The following is a 17,231-nucleotide window of genomic DNA, read 5'->3' on the forward strand; positions in this document are numbered from 1 at the left end:
GGCCAGGGGCCGATTCAGAGACACGGCCTGCGGTCAAGATCGACCATGATTCAATGGCTTGGCCGCCAGCTTCCCGGTAATCTCGGACGACCATGCCGAGCGCCTCCGCAGACCTTCCCGACGACGTCGCGACGCTCCAGGCGCTGCTGATCGCGGCGCGGGCCGAGAGCGCCGCCCATCTGCTCATGATCGAGAAGCTGAAGGCGCAACTGGCGAAGCTGCGCCGGATGCAGTTCGGGCAGTCGTCGGAGAAGCTCGACGCCGCGATCCATCAGCTGGAACTGGCGCTCGAGGATGTCGAGGAGGGCACGGCGGCACGGACGGTTCTGGAGCGCGCGATCATGCCCGCAACTCCCGACGCCCGGCAGCATCCGGTTCGTCGTCCCTTGCCCGATCACCTGCCGCGCGAGGACGTCGTGCATTGGCCGGCGGGCATTGCCGGCGGCGATCTCGGCTGCGGCTGCCCGGCCTGCGGCGGACAACTGCGCCGGCTCGGCCAGGATGAGACCGAGGTGCTGGAGCGCGTCACCCTGTTCAAGGTCGTCCGGCATATCCGCCCCAAGATCGTCTGCCGCCTGTGCGAGATGATCGCGCAGGCGCCGATGCCGTCGCTGCCGATCGAGCGCGGGCGGCCTGGCCCTGGATTGCTCGCCCATGTGCTGGTGGCCAAGTATGCCGACCATCTGCCGCTGTACCGCCAGTCCGAGATCTATGCCCGTGAGGGCGTCGACCTCGACCGTTCCACCCTGGCCGATTGGGTCGGATCGGCGGCGGCGTTGCTCGCGCCCCTGGCCGAGGCGATCGGCCGACACGCGCTGGCGGGGCACACGCTCCACGCCGACGATACGCCCGTGCCGGTGCTCGCGCCCGGCTTTGGCAAGACCGCGACGGGTCGCCTCTGGGTCTATGTCCGTGACGAGCGACCCCATGCCGGAGCTGCGGAGCCGGCTGTCCTCTATCGCTACACCCCGGATCGGAAGGGCGTGCGCCCGCAAGGCCATCTCCAGGGCTTTGCGGGATATCTCCACGCCGACGGCTATGCCGGGTTCGACAAGCTCTATGCCGGCAGCCAAGGCCAACCGGCCGCGGTCATCGAGGTCGCCTGCTGGGCGCATGTGCGGCGCAAGTTCTTCGACATCCATCAGGCGAACGCCTCGCCGGTCGCAGCCGAGGCCTTGCGCCGGATCGGCGAACTCTACCAGGTCGAGGACGCTGTCCGCGGCCGCCCGCCCGACGAACGACGACGATCGCGTCAGGAGCATGCCGTTCCGCGCCTCGCGGATCTGCGAAGCTGGCTCGACAGGACGCTGCCAATGCTGTCGGGCAAGAGCGAACTCGCCAGGGCGATCCGCTACGGACTGTCGCGCTGGCCCGCGCTGACCCGTTACGCCAGTCGCGGCGATCTGGAGATCGACAACAACGCAGCCGAACGCGCGATCCGGCCACTCGCCATCGGCCGCAAGAACTGGCTCTTCGCCGGCTCCGACAGCGGCGGCGAGCGCGCCGCCGTCATCTACACCCTGATCGAGACCGCCAAGCTCAACGGCCTTGATCCCCAGGCCTATCTCCGGGATGTTCTGGCCCGCATCGGCGACCACCCCATCAACCGCGTCGGTGAACTCGCCCCTTGGAACTGGACGAGCCATGCCCGGACTGTCGCGCCAACAGAAGCAGCTATCGAAAGCGCTGCTGGAGCTTGATGAACAGGCGATGCTAATCGAGGAGCTGGACGGCTTCATTGCCGGCCTCCTCGTCTGCCCGCAGATGATCCCGCCCAGCGCCTGGCTGCCATGGGTCTGGAACAGCGAGGATGGTCAAGGCGAGCCGGTGTTCGAGAGCCTCGACCACGCCAACAACGTCATGGGACTGGTCATGGCGCTCTACAACGATGTCGCGCGCACGCTGTTCGACCAGCCAGAGCGCTATGGTCCGATCTTCAGCATCGACAAGCGCCATAACGAGATCATGTGGGAGATCTGGATCGAGGGCTTCGAAAAGGCCGTCAAGCTGAAGCCCGACGCCTGGTTGCCCCTCGCCACCGCCGATATCGAAGCCGCCAAGGCCTGGACCGGCCTGATGACGCTCGCCGACGTCGCCCGCCGCGATCCCCGCTTCTCCGACGAGCAGATCGAGGCCATCACCGCCACGGCCCACGACAAGATCGCCGACTGGGTGATCGAACTTAACGACTGGCGCCTCGCCAACGCCCAGGCGCCAACCATCCCCGTCCGATCAAACCCCTTCGCCGCTCCAGCTCAGAAGGTCGGGCGAAACGACCCGTGCCCCTGCGCCTCCGGCAAAAAATACAAAAAATGCTGCGGCCTGAACTGAGCGCCAAAGCTCACAGGGCCGAGACCGGACGGTTACTTTGCGTGGACAGCCACTGGGCCGCTGCGGAAATTGGCTGACCGATGTCGCCGGCGAAAACGGCGACGTCGAATTCGGGCATTGGGGCTGGAAACTCGAACTTTCCACATTCGAGATGAATGTCGGAAATCACTAGCAGGCGCATTCTATGTCCATTCGAAGATGGCCGCGCGATCGAGCGGGCGGCCGAAGTTTTCAGCCTGCCTTGGCAGCGGCAATTCGGGCGAAGAGTTTGACGATCCTACTTGGCGCATAGATCGATGGCCGCGTGGCATAGGACGCTTCGAACTCGGCAATCGGCATTGCGGAGGCGCCTGCGGCGATGGGGCCCATCACGTCGGCTTCGAGGCTATCGCCGACGAACAGTATTTGCGACAGCCGAAGCTCAAGCTCTGAGGAGACGAGCTGATAGATTTCCCGCCGTGGCTTGGTAAAGCCGACTTCGCAGGAAAGAACGAACCCGTCAGGCCAATCTGGCAGGCAATTAAGCAGTGGCCACTTGTAGGGCCACGCCAAATTCGAGCAGATAGCGATCTTCAGCCCCGCTCGTTGCAACGTCGGCCAGATCAATTTCATGTCCGGTCGTACGCGTATCGAAGCGCACTCCGCCTGTAGATCCGCCTCTAGTTCTGCGAATCTCGCTTCATCTACGGGTGTGGCAATCTCTCGCGAAAGCTCGCGAAGGCCGATCGCTTGAGTGAGCGCCTGCACAGCGGCTGCGGGCTCGCTTCTAAGAAGCGCGTGGTACGGCCGGCGCTTGTCAGTGATCTCGACAACGGTGCCAAAGGCATCGAAGCAAATTGCGCGAATCTCAGCCATCGAGTCTCAGTGCCAGATTAGATTGTCGATGGTGTACGGCTTAAAGTTGATGTCGGCTTCGTTTGGAGCGATGTGGCGGACGACGCCTGCTAGGCATTGCCGAACTTCGATTTGACGTTCGAACGACACGGACAACAGTTCTATCGGTGCCTGCCCAGCGAACGGTTCGGCCTCAATTGGGCGCAAGAGCCAACGCCTTTCCTCCTCGGCGGTTTTCACAAACTGCCGCAAGCCGGCGAAGACTCCTAAGATCGCCGAAATCCGCATCATGGTGTCTGTTTCGAGAACGAGCGGCTTGTGCCATCGGGCGAGGCGAACCCAGCGGCGAAATTCTCGCTGTCTGCAGCCAAGCAGTTGAAGCTGTCGCCGCTCTGGGAGATCCCATCGCTTCGCGATGTTGACGAACACGCGCATGACGGAGCCGCTCAAGCGCGCCCGCTCTTCGTCGGTTGGTTCTTTCACCGCTTGGCTCCCACGTGGATTCGAGTTTGACGAATGGCCGCGCGGCAGCGCCATCCGAGATTCGTGTAGAGTATACTCCGTGGTGAAATACTCTACAATCCAGCTCTTTCCATCGGATGGAAATCCGAGAGGTCCTGGCGGCCAACATAAAGCGATACCGGCGCACCGCTGGTTTGTCGCAGGAAGAACTCGCTCTCAGAGCAGGGGTCGACCGGACTTACATCAGTGCAATCGAGCGGTGTCGCTACAGCGCAAGCGTCGACGTATTGGATAGGATCGCCCGGGAGCTCGGTGTCGACGCAGCTGCGCTTTTGACACGACCGAGCACCGAATTTGGCGAGTGAGGTACCTGCGCTGCTAGGCGTCCCACGGCAGCGGTAGCGCAACCTACCCCGGTGCGTTGGCTAGTGGCCCAAATGGTAGGTGCGCTGCGCGCCCGGCAGGCGCCGGGGTTTGCGCGTTGGCAGGTCGTCCCCTGCCCTCAAAGCCAGCACTGCCGCCGCGACAGCGGGCCGGGCATGCGTCTCCTCTTCCTCCCTCGCCTGCGCAAACAATCGGACACTTGGCACCCTCGAGCCACTCTTCGGCAAGCGAAGGCGAACTTCCCGACAAGGTCGTGATGCTGTCCGCTGGTCGAGCGGCGTCAAAGCTATCATAGTTTACTCTCGGAGCTGCGATACCACTTGCGCGTGAGCCATCTTGTCCGGCGTTTAGATCGGCATCCTGCCGGATGATCATCGCAACATCGCCGCCGGTGTCGCTGCGGCTCTCACGAGGCGACCCGTCGAGGTGGAAGCGATCGTTTCAACCCCGAGTGGCGCGCAGATTGTCGGCCACATAATTCTGCCTGCCGGCCCAGAGTAATTAGCCCCCTGATTCTACCCATTTTGTCGGTGCAGCTGTGCGAGCGCCCCTGGTCATCGCCTGACGCGACTTGTGGCCGATTGTTGGTTGGTCCGGAACGTATCAGGAAAGGTGGCCCATTAGTTTCGATAAGCCAATGATATATAACGGCTATTCTCCGTATCGGCCAGCTTGAAAAGCTCTGGTTCGGCGCCGGTTCCACAAAGGTCAGAATCCATTAACCCTAAATGGCTGGACGCCCGCAGAGAATCGTGGCGTAGCTTGTCGGGCATTGGGCGCTAGAACGCCCTTAACCCGACAATGAGGACAAGAAGCGCCAATGGCCGACCCCCTGGCGAAGGATATCCGCCATAGTGAAGCCGCGGAGCGCGTCTGGCGGCATGCTGGTGTCCTGTCACGTCAGCTGAATGTCTTGCGTGAACGGATGTACCCCCCTCACGCGCAGAAGCATTTGCGACACTTTCTGACGAATGAGGTGTCAAAACTTACCTCCATTCCTGACTCGACGCTGAAGCTGATGTCGAACGAGGGCAAAGGTCCCCTCCCCGCTCGGCTTGAGAACAATCATCGGGCTTACACGCTAGCGCAAGTAAATGAGTTACGGCGCCTGTTTGCACAGCAGAAGCCTGCGGAGGCACTGCGCTTTTTACCTCACCGGCGCCGTGGCGAACACCTGCAAGTTATCGCGGTTGCGAACTTCAAAGGCGGTTCGGCGAAGACCACTACGAGTTTGCATCTGGCGCACTTTCTCGCCCTCCAGGGCTATCGGGTGCTGACCATAGATCTCGATCCCCAGGCTTCACTATCTGCGATGTTCGGTGCGCAGCCGGAGATCGACGTTGGCGACAACGAAACGATCTGGGCGGCGTTGCGGTACGACGAGTTGCGCCGGCCGATGCGGGAGATCATCCGGAAAACCTACTTTGACGGCGTTGATCTTGTTCCCGGCAACCTCGAGGTTATGGAGTTCGAGTACGACACGCCCCGTGTGCTCGCGCGAGGAGCAAAGACAGACAGCTTGTTCTTCGAGCGCCTCGGCTTGGCCATCGACGAGGTGGAAGCTGACTACGACGTTGTTGTCCTCGATACGCCCCCTTCCCTCGGCTATCTGACGCTCGGCGCGATCTACGCATCGACGGGCATGATCGTGACAATCCATCCAGCGATGCTCGATGTGGCGTCGATGAGCCAATTCTTGTTGATGATGGGTGACCTGATCAATGTGATCGCTGGCGAGAATGCCACGATGCGTCAGGATTTCTTTCGCTATCTGGTCACTCGCAACAATCCGTACGACAAGCCGCAGACTGAGATAGTTTCGATGCTGCGGACGTTGTTCCCTGATGACGTCATGACGCCGACGGCAGTCGAAAGCACTGCGGTTGAGGCTGCGGGACTTGCCAAGCGTAGCATCTATGAGCTCGAGTCTGGCGAGATCGGGCGAGATGCGTTCAAGCGCGCGCGGGAGTCGTTCGACGCGGTCAATGAAGGAATCCTCGAATTGATCAAGCAGACCTGGGGGCGGGCATGAGTAAGCCGCCTCGCCGCTCGATCGTCTCCAGCTTTGGCGCGCTTTCGCTTACCGCGAGTTCCGCCGCGAGCGAGCAGGATACCAGCCTCGAAAGCGTGCCAAACGCTCCGCCCCCCAGAGTTCCGGCTGGAGTAATTGGAGCAACTCAGCGGACGCTGGCCGATATCCGCGAGGAGCGTGATCGGCTGAAAGCACTGGTCGAGTCCGGGGCCGCCGGTCTTAAGGAGCTTGACCCAGCGCTGATCGACCCGTCGCCGTTCCCAGATCGGCTAGCGGACGATTCTCCTGCCGAGTTCGAAGCTTTCCGAAAGACATTTCTGGAAGAGGGTCAACAGATCCCAATCCAGGTTCGTCCACACGCGGAACTGGAGGGGCGCTATCAGGTCATATATGGACACCGCCGTGTCCGAGCTGCACGTGACATTGGTGTTCCGGTTAAGGCGCTGGTCCGATCTCTCTCTGATTCCGAGTTGGTGGTTGCACAGGGCCTCGAGAATGGTAGTCGCCAGGATTTGACCTGGATTGAGCGTGCCTTGTTCGCGTGGCGAATGGAGAACGCCGGAATTAAGCCGCGCGACATCAAAGCGGCACTGTCGTTGGATGATCAGGAAATGGCGCGGATGCGATCCGTTTGGCGCGCGCTTCCAATCGATCTGATTACAATGATTGGTCGCGCTCCAAAGGTGGGGCGACCGCGCTGGCTTGAGTTGGCGGGAGCTGTTGGGGAAAAAGCAGCACTGCTCGAACTGGCTCGAAAAACCTTGTCAGCTGGCAAGGTTTTGGCGCTGCCCTCTGACGAACGCTTTCGCGAGATCCTTGCGGCTGTGCAGCCGCCAGGCTCGCCGCCTCAGACGGAAGTCGCGCTGCTTGCCGGATCCGGAGCCCGACTCGGGCGAGCGAGCTTCACGTCAAAAGAGGTGCGCCTCGTTGTTGATCGAGCTCATGCGGCGTCATTCGCTGAGTTCCTCAGGGGCGAATTGCCATCACTGATGGATCGATATCTCAGCCAAGCGAGTGCTGCGAAGGACTCCAGGTGAGGAGACCTTGTCAGCTGGCAAGGTTTTGAAACGCTGGGAATGAAAGGAGAGGAAATGGGAGCAGCTCGGCTAGGCCCGATAGTGTTGAGTTCTCGAAGGCCTGGTCAACAACGAAGCTAACGGCAGTAGGCAAAGAAAAAGGCCCCCGAAACGGTGTTCCGGAAGCCCTTCTCATAGTCGGCAACTTGAGAATCGCACTTCCCTGAATCCCCGTCAAGAGTCCCATTGGGATTTAAGCGCCTTTTCGGCGAGCGGACTTCTTTTGCCCTAATCAGGCGAAGACCCATGGAAAAAAGACTCTCGACGACGCCCTTTGGGCGGCGAACGCTGACGCTTGCGCATGTTGCAGGCCAAGTGATCGCAGACGCTTGCCCGCCCGCCAAGGCGACTCATAAGTGGAATGTGTTTCGTGACATCTGCGCGGCGAAGGCCCGAGTCGGCGTGTCCGAGCGGGCGCTTGCCGTCCTGGATGCCCTTTTGACCTTTCATCCGGAGACCGTGCTGACTGGCGAAGGGTTGATCGTCTTCCCGTCCAACCACCAACTTTGTCTGCGCGCCCATGGCATGGCCCCGGCGACACTGCGCCGGCATCTGGCTGTCCTTGTGGATGCGGGGCTCATCGTTCGCCGCGACAGCCCAAACGGCAAGCGCTATGCGCGCAAAGGCAGTCACGGCGAGATCGAGCTGGCTTTTGGGTTCGACCTGGCGCCGCTGGTTGCGCGGGCCGAGGAGTTCGAAGTCTGGGCTGAAGAGGTTCGCGCTGAAGAGCGGGCGCTGAAGCTTGTGCGAGAGCGCATCACGATCTGCCGTCGCGACCTCGCGAAGATGATCGCGATGGGCATAGAAGAGAGCATCCCGACCCAGCGCCAGGGGGTAGGTCCCGCTAGCTGGGCCGATATTCAAGGCGAACTCCTCACACTTCTCGGCCGGTTGCCGCGGAAGGGCTCGGCGATCGTCCTGGAGCCGCTAGCGCAGCAGCTTTCGATGCTCGCKGACGAAGTGCACAGCCTTCTGGAAATGCACGTTAAAAATCAAAATATGAGCGGCAATGAGTCTCATATTGAGCATCACATACAGAATTCAAAACCAGACTCCCTCACTGACTCTGAACCTAGCTTTCCAGAAAGCAGGGTGGCCGCTTCGGAGGGAGAGCTTGAAACGACGCGCCTGCCAGTTCGCGCTTATCCCTTAGGGATGGTGTTGGACGCCTGCCCGGACATCATTGATTACAGCCGTGGCGGTATCTCGAGTTGGAGGGATTTGGTGGCAACCGTAGCGGTGGTCAGGCCTATCCTCGGAATTAGTCCGAGCGCCTGGGCCGGGGCACTGGCTGTCTTGGGAGAGATAGAGGCATCGATCGTGGTCGCCGCCATTCTGCAGAAGGCTGAAGCTATCAACAGCGCGGGGGGCTATCTGAGAAACCTAACGCGGCGAGCCGAAGCGGGTGAGTTCTCATTAGGGCCAATGCTGATGGCGTTGATTGGATCCCGAACGCGCGAAAAGCGAAGCGCGTAATCGTGCGGGGGAAGTTTGTTAAGGTTAATGAAGCCGCAGCCTGCGCTCGCGTGATGAGGCGATGTCTGGCTCGCGGGTGGGGAGGGAGCCCACAAGAGTGTTCATTTGGGTGGCTCGCATCAATCCGGTGAATCGATGATAGCCAATCGATTCAAGCTTTGCGTTGGACGTCGTCCTGCCGCGAGGATGGAGTGGCGGCATGGAACACGTGCTCGAACCACCTCCTTACAAGTTGCAAATGCTGGTCCTCGAACGGCGGGACCATGCGCGCAACATGGCGCGCTTTTATGTGCTGGCCGTCGAACCGACTTTGTTTGACGAGTTCGCGCTCGTGCGCGAGTGGGGGCGATGGGGCAATGTCGGCCGGCGACGGTTGGATCTGTACGGAGATCTCGACCAAGCGGCTGAGGCGCTGGAGGATTGGTTGCTTAGAAAGACCAAGCGCGGCTATCGCATTGTCGGCACCGCGATAGGAGGAAATGAGCCTGAGTTGGGTCAGGGGAGGGCATTTTCAAGCCCAGCTTCGACGAGGTAGCACGCAACAGTCTCTCAATGGCGAAGGCACTACTCGATGAGACATTGCGGTCATCCTGACCTTTCCGGGCATCGTCGAGGTGTACACCGCAGGGGAGGGCGGCTACTACAACCCGACAGCCTTGGTCAGATTGACCTGGAAGCGACCGCGGCGGCGCTTTGTGTGGACGCGCTGGAGCTGAATTCGACAGATTCGAGCCGAGCCTTAGGATGGTCGATCGGGTGCCGGCCTGTCAGGAGCGCAAGCTCTGCCTCGAATAGGGCCTGAGGTTGAAACTGGGCGATTATATTCTGTCAGGTGAATGTGCGACTAGATGTGGCAAAGGGGGCAGAATGGCTCAAGCTGTGAAGGCTCCGCTGCAGAGCGAATCCCTGGTCCTGTCCTATATGGACCGGGCCGGCAGGATTGCGATCACTCAGCAGGCGGACGGCTTCGGCATGTCGAAGACCCAGCTCGCCGAAACCGCGGGTCTCGCTCGCGAGACGCTATACCGAGCCGAGCGGAGCGGTGCGCGACGGACCCAGGGCCGGCTCCGCGAAATGCTCGAAATCATCAGCTGCGTCTCGGAATGGGCGGGTGGCAAAGAGCAGGCGATGGCCTGGTATCGGGCTCAGCCCCTGCCGGCCTTTGGCGGACGAACCGCCGAGGCACTGGTCAAGGAGGGCAAGGCTGCGGCCGTTCGGGACTATCTCGACCACATGGCGCTTGGCGGCTTTGCGTGAGGTTTGTCGGGACCTGCTACCGGGCACATGATCCGCGCTGGGCTTTCAAGCCGCTGTCGGGGGATGGCGCGGCGATCAGGGGCGCCCGCTTCAACCCAAAGGGGATCCCCGCGCTGTATCTCGGCTTGAGCATCATGACCGCGATCAAGGAGGCCAACCTGGGTTTTGCGCATCGCATCGACCCCTGTGTGTTGTGTTCCTATGAGATCGATAGTGAGGATGTCGCTGACCTGACGACGGAGCAGGGCAGGAGAGAGCATGCGGTCGAGCGCGATGATCTCAACCTTGTGCTCTGGCGCTGGGGACCGGATCTGCCGATCGCGCCGGCGCTGATCACGGCGGGGCAGTTCGGCTGCGGCATGACCGGGTTGGCTGAGCCGCAAGGTGCAGTGCGGCGACCAAGCTGTTGCGCAGTGAATTGTTGGCTGATCGAGCGATCCGCCCGTTTCGCTTGGCTTGCATTGCCCATAGCTTAGCGGTCGGGGAATCGTAGACGAGGGGCGTGGTGTGATGACGAATCGCGTTGAACTCGCTGTCGAAGCGGCAGCGAAGGCTCTTCATGAGACGGTCCGACGTCAGCATCAGCTGCGCTGGGAGCTGATGACGGAGCGCTGGCGCGCTGACATGAGGGACTATGTCCGCCCCTGTGTTTTAGCGACGTTGAAAGTCGCGGATAAACTCAGCCCCCAGCCGCGTCGGCCGACCGTTCCGAGCAGAATCTCGCTCCGGGCCTGAGGCTAAGCTCTAAAGGCCAGCTGCCTTGGTGAGATTGACCCGGAAGCGATCGCGGCGGCGCTGGTAGCGCCGGGTCATTTCGGCACTGGCGTGCCCCAGCTGCTTTTGGACATAGCGCTCGTCGACCTCGGCCGAGGAGGCGAGCCCGGCCCGGAGCGAGTGACCAGAAAACTTCTCGGCCCGTTGCCCTTCAGGAAGGTCGCCGCGCACGCCGGCAGCCAGGGCCGTGCGCTTGACGAGACGCGCCACCTCCTGATCAAGGAGGCGCTCAGGACCGACGTCCTGGCCCTGGCCGGTCACGCGGCGAAACAGCGGCCCGTGTGCGATCCGGGCGAACCTGAGCCAGGTTTGCAGCGCGGCGATGGGGCAGGTCGTGTCCGACGAGCCGCGGCCGATCTCAACCTCGCGCCAGCCAGTCTTGCCGCGCAACGTCACAATCATGCCCTTGTCGAGGATCTCGACCCAGCCCCGGCCATCCTCGCTGTGGTCCGGACCAGCATCGAGGCCGACGATCTCCGAGCGCCGAAGACCGCCGGCGAAGCCAAGCAGCAGCATGGCGCGATCGCGCAGGCCACGCAGGCTGGCGCGATCGAGCGTCTCGAGCATGGCGATGACGTCTTCCGGCAGCACCGCCTCTTTCTGGACTGGTGGACGACCGTGGGTGTTTCGGATCCCTGCGAGCACGGTCGCAATATGGCGATCCTGCCGGTCGAGGGGGGGACCGCGCTGAGCGTAGGTCCAGGCCAAGGCAGAGAGGCGGCGTTCGATCGTGCTCACCGTTGACGGCCGCCGATCGCCACTGGCGGTGCCGGAGGCAAGGGCGGTGATGTAGAGCCCGATGACCTGGGGATCGGGCTCCCCAGCCGAAATGCCCTGGCGACGGCACCAGCCCGAAAAATGCTTCCAGTCCGAGGCATAGGCGCGACGCGTATTGGGCGAGCTGGCCGCTTCGACGTAGCGGCGGGCCCGACCGGCAAGATCCTCGAGCTGCGGTGAGAGGACACTTTGCGCAGCGACATCGGGCGCCATGGGAGGTGAGGGGGTGATTGTTCCGGATGACCCCGTGTCGCTGCTCATGACTGCGCCCCTATCAACGGACGTCCCAGGGATTGACGACCGAGGCGCCCATCGTCTCGAATTGGTCTGACCGGCGGCTGACCACGATCATGTCATGCACGATCGCGGTTGCCGCAAGCAGCGCGTCCGCCACCGCATCAGGGGCAGGGGAGGCGATCCGGCCCCACGCGGCCGCCACGCGGTCGCAGACCGGCAGGATTCGATCGTGATGGTCATGGCGGAGCTTGCGCAGCCATTCGCTGAGCTGGGCCGCTTGGTCGGGTTCGCGCGGCCGGTGTGCGGCGATGGCCCGGCCGAGCTCACCAAGCGTGATCACGCTCAGATAGACGCCCAAGGGGTAGATGGCGCGCAGCCAAGCGACCGCCGGCGGTGATCCCGTGCGAACCTCGGCAACGAAATCAGTTGCAAGCAGGTACATCAGACGATCTCGCGATCGAGTGCGCCGCCCGCCGATATCACCAACTTCACGAGCGCTTCGTCCCAAAATGGCGGGTTAAGGAGATCGTCGACGAGCGTGGGCCGGGTGGCGCGGAGCGCCTCATAATCCTGGGCTGAGAGAACGACGGCGGCGGACTCGCCACGCAGCGTCACGAATTGCGGGCCCTCGCTTCGCGCCCGTTGCACGACCTTGGAAAAGTGGTTCTTGGCGTCCTGCAGCGGCCATTCCATATTGCGAATCCCCTAGCTAGTCAGTCTAGCTAGTTACGCCTGTCGTTAACCATGTGCAATATTCCCGGCGTCCGGGCAACGGAATGGTGTGACCTAGCGGCATCTTCCTGGTGCAAGTCACAGTGATAGCGGGCTCGATCCTGCGTTTGTCGCAGCATGGCAGGAATGAATGATAATGCAACATTATCGTTCATTTTGCCGACATGACAGGCGCGGCGCTTGTCTCGGATAACTTTAGCACGAAGCGCCGCTGTGTATTATGCTGGCGGCATGCTTCGCCGCGCCGTGCCCCTGATCCCGTCACCCTCGGCCGTCCGGCCGGTCCCAGGCTGGGTGCGGACAAAACCGCAATCCGATCAGGGAGTTGACGCGGCCTTTCAGGCGGGCGCCAGCCTCGCCGTGCTCGATGCGATCGCCCGTGACGCGCCGCCCTGGAGTGGGGTGTTTCGGCAGCGCCTGGCGCTGCAGGCCGCGGCCGCCAGCCTGCGCCTGCTCGGCCGCCGCGAGGATCAAAACCAGTTGCGCGACGTGCAGCTGCTGCGCCGGCCTGGCGACGACCCTGGTCCGGCCGGGCGTGTCCTGCTGGCCTGGCGCCAACTCGTTGCCCGCTCGCCGGGTTTTTCGCCAGAGGCGATCGCGCGGGCCGCCGCCGGGTTTGGTTTGGCCCTGCGTGCGACAGAGCTCGCGACGCTTGCCGAGCTAGCATCCGAAGCGGCCGGTTCGGGGCGGGCGGCGATCGTCGCCGTGGCCGAGTTGAGCGAGCGCGTCCTCAGGGTGCGCCCGGACGCCGAGGTCTTGGCGCTCTGGTTGGCTGACGCCGTGCTGGCCCAAAAGTTCAGATGGCCGGTTCCGGTGCCGCTTCTGGCGACGACGATCCTCGATCCGGCTGCGCGGGTCGGCGCGACCGGAAAACGTCCGCGCCCGGGCGGGGAGGGCTGGCAGCCGGCGCTCGCCCTGGCCTATGCGCAAGCTGCGGGTCGCGCGATCGATCTGGCCGGCGAGCTGGCGCGCCGGGCGGATGTTCTCGCGGCGGCGGCGCCAAAACTGCGGGCGAAAGGCTCGGGTGCGGTGATCGCAGCCTTGCTGAACGAGGATGCGTTGGCTGGCTCGGCCGAGATCGGCGGCATCTCGGATCGCGGTCTGCGCCGCCTGTTCGATCGGCTCGTCTCGCTCGGCGCTGTCCGCGAATTGTCGGGCCGGGCGACCTTTCGCCTCTATGGGCTCTGAGCCATGGCACGGCGTCCCAAACCCGAAATTGCGCTCGACACCGAACTGGCCGAGCTGCCGCCTGAATTGCGTTGGCGCGAATGGATGGGCCGGGTCGAGGCGGTGATCTTTGCCGCCCCCGAGCCGGTCTCGCGCGAGGTGCTGGCGCAGCTGGTTGGTCGCGACTGCGCGATCGATCTGATCATTGCCGACATCCGCGAGGAGCTGCGCGGCCGCCCCTATGACCTGGTCGCGGTCGCCGGGGGCTGGCAGCACCGGACGCGCGGCGCTTTCGGGCCGGCAATCCGGGCGGTGTCGGGAGCGCCGCAACCCACCGCCGGCCTGTCACCGAGCGAGATGCTGTTCCTGTCCGGGATCGCTTATCTGCAGCCGATCACCCGTAGCGAGCTCGGCAAGGTCTTTGGCAAGGAGATGAGTCGCGACAGCGTTGCGGCGCTGAAACGCGCCGGCGTGATCACGGCCGGACCGCGCAGCCCGGAGCCGGGGGCGCCCTATACTTATGTGACGACCGACATATTCCTGTCGGTGTTCGGTCTCGCCAGCCTGCGCGACCTGCCCGACCTGGAAAAGCTCGAGGATGCCGGCCTTCTGAGCAAGGATGCGCTGCTGGCTGGGGCGATTCCGACGGGTGGAGGTGACGAGGGAGAGGGCGACGCGGAACGCGACGACCTCCCCTTTGATGACCCGGATCCGAGCGGTGGAACTGAGCCTCGGCTCTGAACAGGGATCGCTCGGGTTCTGTTGCAAATTCGTCAGTGGCGCAGATTAGGGCATCCCCTTTCAGCCAATACCTGAACAATCGGCATTGTCACGGGAATGGTGCGATCTGAGCCTGCTCCGGTAGGGTAGGGGCATGCAGCCGATTTCCTACGCCCGTCACCAGTTCCCGCCTGAGATCATCCGGTACGCCGTGTGGCTTTATCTGCGGTTCACCTTGAGCTACCGCGATGTCGAGGAACTGCTGGCGGAGCGCGGCCTCGACATCTCGTACGAGACGATCCGGCGATGGGTACTCAAATTTGGATGCAGCTATGCCGGCAACCTGCGCCGGCTCCGGCCCGCACCGGCAGACATCTGGCACCTGGACGAGATGGTGATCCGCATCCAGGGCCGGCGCCTGTATCTTTGGCGAGCCGTCGACAGCGAGGGCGAGATCCTCGACGTGCTGGTGCAATCCAGACGGGACAAGGGGGCCGCCCTGCGGCTGATGCGCAAACTGCTCAAAAAGCATGGCTTTGCCCCCAAAGTGCTGGTGACGGACAAATTGCGCTCCTACGCGGCCGCACGGCGAGACCTGGGGCTCTCGGGGCGCCACGAGCAGGGCCTGCGCCGAAACAATCGGGCGGAGAACTCACACCAGCTAATCCGACGACGTGAGCGCAAGATGCAGCGCTTCAAGTCGCCAATGTCGGCGCAGCGATTTCTCTCCGTTCATGCTGCCATCCATAATATCTTCAACCTCGAGCGCCATCTGATCTCCCGACCGACGCTGCGGCTCTTCCGAGCCGCGGCCGCGCAGCAGTGGCAAAACGCGACCACCGCCGCGTAAGTACAGCATTGCACAGAGCGAAATCCGGCTCGTCGAGTTTCCCGTGACAATGCCTGCTGGCGAACGATGACGGCATCGTCGACGGTAGTCCGATCTCCGTCGACCGCGGCCTGGTATCCAAAGAAGGCGACGCCGTCATGGTCGACGTCAACGACGAGCGCTCGATCAAGATCTTCAAGCTTGCCGGCGGGCGGTCAGACGTGACATTCGGAAACCGTCGCTATCCGGACTACAATCCCGGCCCGGACGCCGGGATCGACATCCGGCAGTTCCGCCAAGTTCGTGACGGCGTTTTTTGCCGGTGTCCAGCAGCGTAGATAACCAAACTCAACGATAGACGCGGCCTTATACAGCCGCCGGGGCCATGCTCGCCCCGCGTGGGGGGTCTTGTAATGCCTGATCACGCAATCGCTGAATCAACCAGCGGCCCGCTGGACCCGGCGGAGTGTCGAGCCGATACAGGGAGTAGAGAGTCATCTGGTTGCCGTAAGGCCAGGCGCCGCTCTCCGTGTCCAGTTCGACAAGCCGACCCGCGGCCAGGTCACCATCGATCATCGGCATTGGCATGCTGCCCCACCCAAGCCCCGCTCTGAGAAAAGCGAGCTTCGCGCCCAGATCTGCCAAGCGCCAAGTCTTGGGTGCGATCACGCCGAATTGCTTGCCTTGGGAGAGCGGAGACCTGTCAGTGAGTACGAGCTGGACATGCTCCGAAAGTTGGTCCGTGGTGATCGGTCCGACCAGTTGCGCAAGCGGGTGGGCAGGGGAGGCAACAATGGTGAGTCTGACCGTGAGAATTCGCTCCGGGTTCAACTCGGGGGAGAATAGCGGCAGTGTGCCTGAGATCGCAAACGAACAGCGTTTGTCTAAGACGGGCTCGATGACCGCACCCAAGCTCTCAACATAAACCCTAAGCACCGTATCGGGGAATTTTGCTTTGAATTCCGTGACGGCGTCGGTAAACAGTTCGATTGGAAACATCACGTCAACAGCAATTGAAATTTCTGGCTCAATTCCTCTTGAAAAATCGCGGGCTCGCGCCTTGAACTGGCCGACTTGACGTAGAACAGACCTTGCTTCATCGGTAAGAGCCAGGCCTATTTCTGTTGGAACCGGGTAGCGGCCTACGCGCTCAAACAACGCCACATTGAGTTGGGTTTCCAATCCGGAGATTGTCTGGCTTACCACGGATTGCGCCCGCCCGATCTTTCGACCCGCCGCAGAAAAACTGCCTTCATCCACTGCGGAAACCAGCGTTCGCATCTGATCAAGTGTTATCGATTCAATCATCTATCTGTCCACACGATAGTTCGTATCGGATAATATAGGCTACTGCGATGCTTCTGCCATTTTTATTGTTCTTTCCAACGCAGCACGCAGCGCGAAGGAATCGGGACATGAAGCTTCTCCAAATTGACTCAAGTATTCTCGGCTCGGCATCTGTCAGTCGGCAACTCTCGGAAGCCATCGTTGCTGCCGAGTTGGCGGCCCGCCCCATTACTGAATTCGTTCGTCTGGACCTCGCGAGGCATGCGATTGGACATCTCACCGGTCAGCATCTCGCAGCAGCCCGCGGCGAGGTGCCGGAATCTTCATCACTCTCCAGCGATATCGCGGCCGGCAACGACGCGCTTGATACCTTTCTGGCAGCCGACATTGTCGTGGTCGGCGCTCCTATGTACAATTTTGGCATTCCCAGTCAGCTCAAGGCTTGGATCGATCGCCTTGCGGTAGCCGGAAGGACATTCCAGTACACTGAGAACGGCGTGGAGGGCTTAGCGGGTGGCAAGCGCGTGATCATAGCCTCTTCGAGGGGAGGGCTCTACGGCACTGAGACGGCACTGGCGGCACTCGATCACCAGGAAACCTACTTGCGCGGCATCTTTAACTTCTTTGGTATTACCGATATCACCGTCATACGCGCAGAAGGCTTGGCACTCGGTGAGGCACAGCGCGATCAGGCGATTGCTGCTGCGCGCGCGGAGATCCAGAAGCTCGCGGCCTGACGAAGGGATCGGCGGTGACTTGTAGCTAGCCGTGTGAATGTCTGTTTCCCCTTCACTAAGCAAGATAGGAAAGACGCGAAGCGGCAGGTACTCGCTGGAGTTAAACAATTTGAGGGCCG

At 62.1% G+C, this 17,231-nt stretch carries 20 protein-coding genes and 1 pseudogene; 14 read left to right on the forward strand and 7 right to left on the reverse strand.

Annotation, left to right across the window (positions count from 1 at the left end):
- Window positions 1-92 precede the first annotated feature (92 nt).
- Together tnpC and AC1DGP_RS29125 are read left to right on the forward strand one after the other, a co-directional pair.
- Window positions 93-1,700 carry an IS66 family transposase gene (tnpC, locus tag AC1DGP_RS29120; protein ID WP_476832809.1) on the forward strand — a complete coding sequence of 536 codons (1,608 nt, stop codon included), beginning with the start codon at window positions 93-95 and terminating at the stop codon, window positions 1,698-1,700.
- Window positions 1,645-2,331 (forward strand): UPF0149 family protein, encoded by a 687-nt coding sequence (locus tag AC1DGP_RS29125; protein WP_476832853.1) that lies wholly within the window; start codon window positions 1,645-1,647, stop codon window positions 2,329-2,331. Before tnpC ends, AC1DGP_RS29125 begins: the two co-directional genes overlap by 56 nt.
- 10 nt (window positions 2,332-2,341) lie before the next feature.
- Here the strand turns inward: AC1DGP_RS29125 and AC1DGP_RS29130 are convergent, their stop codons facing one another.
- From AC1DGP_RS29130 to AC1DGP_RS29140, 3 genes are read right to left on the reverse strand one after another with little or no spacing between them, the layout of a single operon-like run.
- Window positions 2,342-2,512 carry a hypothetical protein gene (locus AC1DGP_RS29130; RefSeq protein WP_476832810.1) on the reverse strand — a complete coding sequence of 57 codons (171 nt, stop codon included), beginning with the start codon at window positions 2,510-2,512 and terminating at the stop codon, window positions 2,342-2,344.
- Between the two features lie 50 nt (window positions 2,513-2,562).
- Entirely contained in the window at window positions 2,563-3,186 is a 624-nt protein-coding gene (locus AC1DGP_RS29135; protein ID WP_476825777.1) for an HAD family hydrolase, read from the reverse strand.
- A 6-nt stretch (window positions 3,187-3,192) separates the two neighbouring features.
- Window positions 3,193-3,648: a hypothetical protein gene (locus AC1DGP_RS29140; RefSeq protein WP_476832811.1), complete on the reverse strand. Its 456-nt coding sequence runs from the start codon at window positions 3,646-3,648 to the stop codon at window positions 3,193-3,195.
- A 116-nt stretch (window positions 3,649-3,764) separates the two neighbouring features.
- On the opposite strand from AC1DGP_RS29140, the gene AC1DGP_RS29145 reads away from it, so the two are divergent.
- The 7 genes and pseudogenes from AC1DGP_RS29145 to AC1DGP_RS29175 form a co-directional block, all read left to right on the forward strand.
- Entirely contained in the window at window positions 3,765-3,992 is a 228-nt protein-coding gene (locus tag AC1DGP_RS29145; protein ID WP_476825779.1) for a helix-turn-helix domain-containing protein, read from the forward strand.
- Between the two features lie 839 nt (window positions 3,993-4,831).
- Window positions 4,832-6,043, forward strand: coding sequence for a plasmid partitioning protein RepA (gene repA, locus AC1DGP_RS29150; protein ID WP_476825780.1), 1,212 nt, complete (start codon window positions 4,832-4,834; stop codon window positions 6,041-6,043).
- Window positions 6,040-7,080 (forward strand): plasmid partitioning protein RepB, encoded by a 1,041-nt coding sequence (repB, locus tag AC1DGP_RS29155; RefSeq protein ID WP_476825781.1) that lies wholly within the window; start codon window positions 6,040-6,042, stop codon window positions 7,078-7,080. Before repA ends, repB begins: the two co-directional genes overlap by 4 nt.
- Window positions 7,081-7,365: 285 nt before the next feature.
- Entirely contained in the window at window positions 7,366-8,595 is a 1,230-nt protein-coding gene (gene repC / locus AC1DGP_RS29160; protein WP_476832812.1) for a plasmid replication protein RepC, read from the forward strand.
- Between the two features lie 199 nt (window positions 8,596-8,794).
- On the forward strand, window positions 8,795-9,130 hold the full coding sequence (locus tag AC1DGP_RS29165) for a WGR domain-containing protein (protein WP_476825783.1): 336 nt from the start codon (window positions 8,795-8,797) through the stop codon (window positions 9,128-9,130).
- Between the two features lie 332 nt (window positions 9,131-9,462).
- The gene (locus AC1DGP_RS29170) at window positions 9,463-9,852 is read left to right on the forward strand and encodes an MbcA/ParS/Xre antitoxin family protein (protein WP_476832813.1); all 390 of its coding nucleotides are present in this window, start codon (window positions 9,463-9,465) and stop codon (window positions 9,850-9,852) included.
- A pseudogene (locus AC1DGP_RS29175) lies at window positions 9,849-10,169 on the forward strand (RES family NAD+ phosphorylase); the annotation flags it as partial. The gene AC1DGP_RS29170 and the pseudogene AC1DGP_RS29175, both read left to right, overlap by 4 nt.
- 427 nt (window positions 10,170-10,596) lie before the next feature.
- On the opposite strand, the gene AC1DGP_RS29180 reads toward AC1DGP_RS29175, so the two are convergent.
- The 3 genes from AC1DGP_RS29180 to AC1DGP_RS29190 form a co-directional block, all read right to left on the reverse strand.
- Window positions 10,597-11,616, reverse strand: a complete 1,020-nt coding sequence (locus tag AC1DGP_RS29180) for a tyrosine-type recombinase/integrase (RefSeq protein WP_476832854.1) — start codon at window positions 11,614-11,616, stop codon at window positions 10,597-10,599.
- Window positions 11,617-11,677: 61 nt separating this feature from the next.
- Window positions 11,678-12,082: a PIN domain-containing protein gene (locus tag AC1DGP_RS29185; protein WP_476825785.1), complete on the reverse strand. Its 405-nt coding sequence runs from the start codon at window positions 12,080-12,082 to the stop codon at window positions 11,678-11,680.
- Window positions 12,082-12,333: a type II toxin-antitoxin system Phd/YefM family antitoxin gene (locus AC1DGP_RS29190; RefSeq protein ID WP_476832814.1), complete on the reverse strand. Its 252-nt coding sequence runs from the start codon at window positions 12,331-12,333 to the stop codon at window positions 12,082-12,084. Before AC1DGP_RS29190 ends, AC1DGP_RS29185 begins: the two co-directional genes overlap by 1 nt.
- Before the next feature lie 270 nt (window positions 12,334-12,603).
- Here AC1DGP_RS29190 and AC1DGP_RS29195 point away from each other — a divergent pair, with 270 nt between their 5' ends.
- The 4 genes from AC1DGP_RS29195 (at window position 12,604) to AC1DGP_RS29210 (ending at window position 15,426) form a co-directional block, all read left to right on the forward strand.
- Complete coding sequence (locus AC1DGP_RS29195; RefSeq protein WP_476832815.1) at window positions 12,604-13,560, forward strand: DUF1403 family protein; 957 nt, start codon at window positions 12,604-12,606, stop codon at window positions 13,558-13,560.
- A gap of 3 nt (window positions 13,561-13,563) precedes the next feature.
- On the forward strand, window positions 13,564-14,280 hold the full coding sequence (gene scpB, locus AC1DGP_RS29200) for an SMC-Scp complex subunit ScpB (protein WP_476832816.1): 717 nt from the start codon (window positions 13,564-13,566) through the stop codon (window positions 14,278-14,280).
- Between the two features lie 133 nt (window positions 14,281-14,413).
- Complete coding sequence (locus AC1DGP_RS29205; RefSeq protein ID WP_476832817.1) at window positions 14,414-15,109, forward strand: IS6 family transposase; 696 nt, start codon at window positions 14,414-14,416, stop codon at window positions 15,107-15,109.
- A 137-nt stretch (window positions 15,110-15,246) separates the two neighbouring features.
- A complete protein-coding gene (locus AC1DGP_RS29210) occupies window positions 15,247-15,426 on the forward strand; it encodes a hypothetical protein (RefSeq protein WP_476832818.1) in 180 nt (59 codons plus the stop codon).
- Between the two features lie 28 nt (window positions 15,427-15,454).
- Here the strand turns inward: AC1DGP_RS29210 and AC1DGP_RS29215 are convergent, their stop codons facing one another.
- Window positions 15,455-16,396 carry a LysR family transcriptional regulator gene (locus tag AC1DGP_RS29215; protein WP_476832819.1) on the reverse strand — a complete coding sequence of 314 codons (942 nt, stop codon included), beginning with the start codon at window positions 16,394-16,396 and terminating at the stop codon, window positions 15,455-15,457.
- Between the two features lie 107 nt (window positions 16,397-16,503).
- On the opposite strand from AC1DGP_RS29215, the gene AC1DGP_RS29220 reads away from it, so the two are divergent.
- Complete coding sequence (locus tag AC1DGP_RS29220) at window positions 16,504-17,112, forward strand: FMN-dependent NADH-azoreductase (RefSeq protein ID WP_476832820.1); 609 nt, start codon at window positions 16,504-16,506, stop codon at window positions 17,110-17,112.
- Window positions 17,113-17,231: the final 119 nt, after the last annotated feature.

This window comes from Allobosea sp. 05T433, assembly GCF_056396065.1.

Bases quoted from the DNA above. Each gene is read 5' to 3' on its own strand.
- AC1DGP_RS29205 (WP_476832817.1), top strand. From the start codon at position 14,414: ATGCAGCCGATTTCCTACGCCCGTCACCAGTTCCCGCCTGAGATCATC.
- tnpC (WP_476832809.1), top strand. From the start codon at position 93: ATGCCGAGCGCCTCCGCAGACCTTCCCGACGACGTCGCGACGCTCCAG.
- AC1DGP_RS29210 (WP_476832818.1), top strand. From the start codon at position 15,247: ATGGTCGACGTCAACGACGAGCGCTCGATCAAGATCTTCAAGCTTGCC.
- AC1DGP_RS29190 (WP_476832814.1), bottom strand. From the start codon at position 12,333: ATGGAATGGCCGCTGCAGGACGCCAAGAACCACTTTTCCAAGGTCGTG.
- AC1DGP_RS29220 (WP_476832820.1), top strand. From the start codon at position 16,504: ATGAAGCTTCTCCAAATTGACTCAAGTATTCTCGGCTCGGCATCTGTC.
- AC1DGP_RS29215 (WP_476832819.1), bottom strand. From the start codon at position 16,396: ATGATTGAATCGATAACACTTGATCAGATGCGAACGCTGGTTTCCGCA.
- repA (WP_476825780.1), top strand. From the start codon at position 4,832: ATGGCCGACCCCCTGGCGAAGGATATCCGCCATAGTGAAGCCGCGGAG.
- AC1DGP_RS29165 (WP_476825783.1), top strand. From the start codon at position 8,795: ATGGAACACGTGCTCGAACCACCTCCTTACAAGTTGCAAATGCTGGTC.
- AC1DGP_RS29145 (WP_476825779.1), top strand. From the start codon at position 3,765: ATGGAAATCCGAGAGGTCCTGGCGGCCAACATAAAGCGATACCGGCGC.
- AC1DGP_RS29125 (WP_476832853.1), top strand. From the start codon at position 1,645: ATGCCCGGACTGTCGCGCCAACAGAAGCAGCTATCGAAAGCGCTGCTG.
- scpB (WP_476832816.1), top strand. From the start codon at position 13,564: ATGGCACGGCGTCCCAAACCCGAAATTGCGCTCGACACCGAACTGGCC.
- AC1DGP_RS29130 (WP_476832810.1), bottom strand. From the start codon at position 2,512: ATGCGCCTGCTAGTGATTTCCGACATTCATCTCGAATGTGGAAAGTTC.
- repB (WP_476825781.1), top strand. From the start codon at position 6,040: ATGAGTAAGCCGCCTCGCCGCTCGATCGTCTCCAGCTTTGGCGCGCTT.
- AC1DGP_RS29180 (WP_476832854.1), bottom strand. From the start codon at position 11,616: ATGGCGCCCGATGTCGCTGCGCAAAGTGTCCTCTCACCGCAGCTCGAG.
- AC1DGP_RS29185 (WP_476825785.1), bottom strand. From the start codon at position 12,082: ATGTACCTGCTTGCAACTGATTTCGTTGCCGAGGTTCGCACGGGATCA.
- AC1DGP_RS29195 (WP_476832815.1), top strand. From the start codon at position 12,604: ATGCTTCGCCGCGCCGTGCCCCTGATCCCGTCACCCTCGGCCGTCCGG.
- AC1DGP_RS29135 (WP_476825777.1), bottom strand. From the start codon at position 3,186: ATGGCTGAGATTCGCGCAATTTGCTTCGATGCCTTTGGCACCGTTGTC.
- AC1DGP_RS29170 (WP_476832813.1), top strand. From the start codon at position 9,463: ATGGCTCAAGCTGTGAAGGCTCCGCTGCAGAGCGAATCCCTGGTCCTG.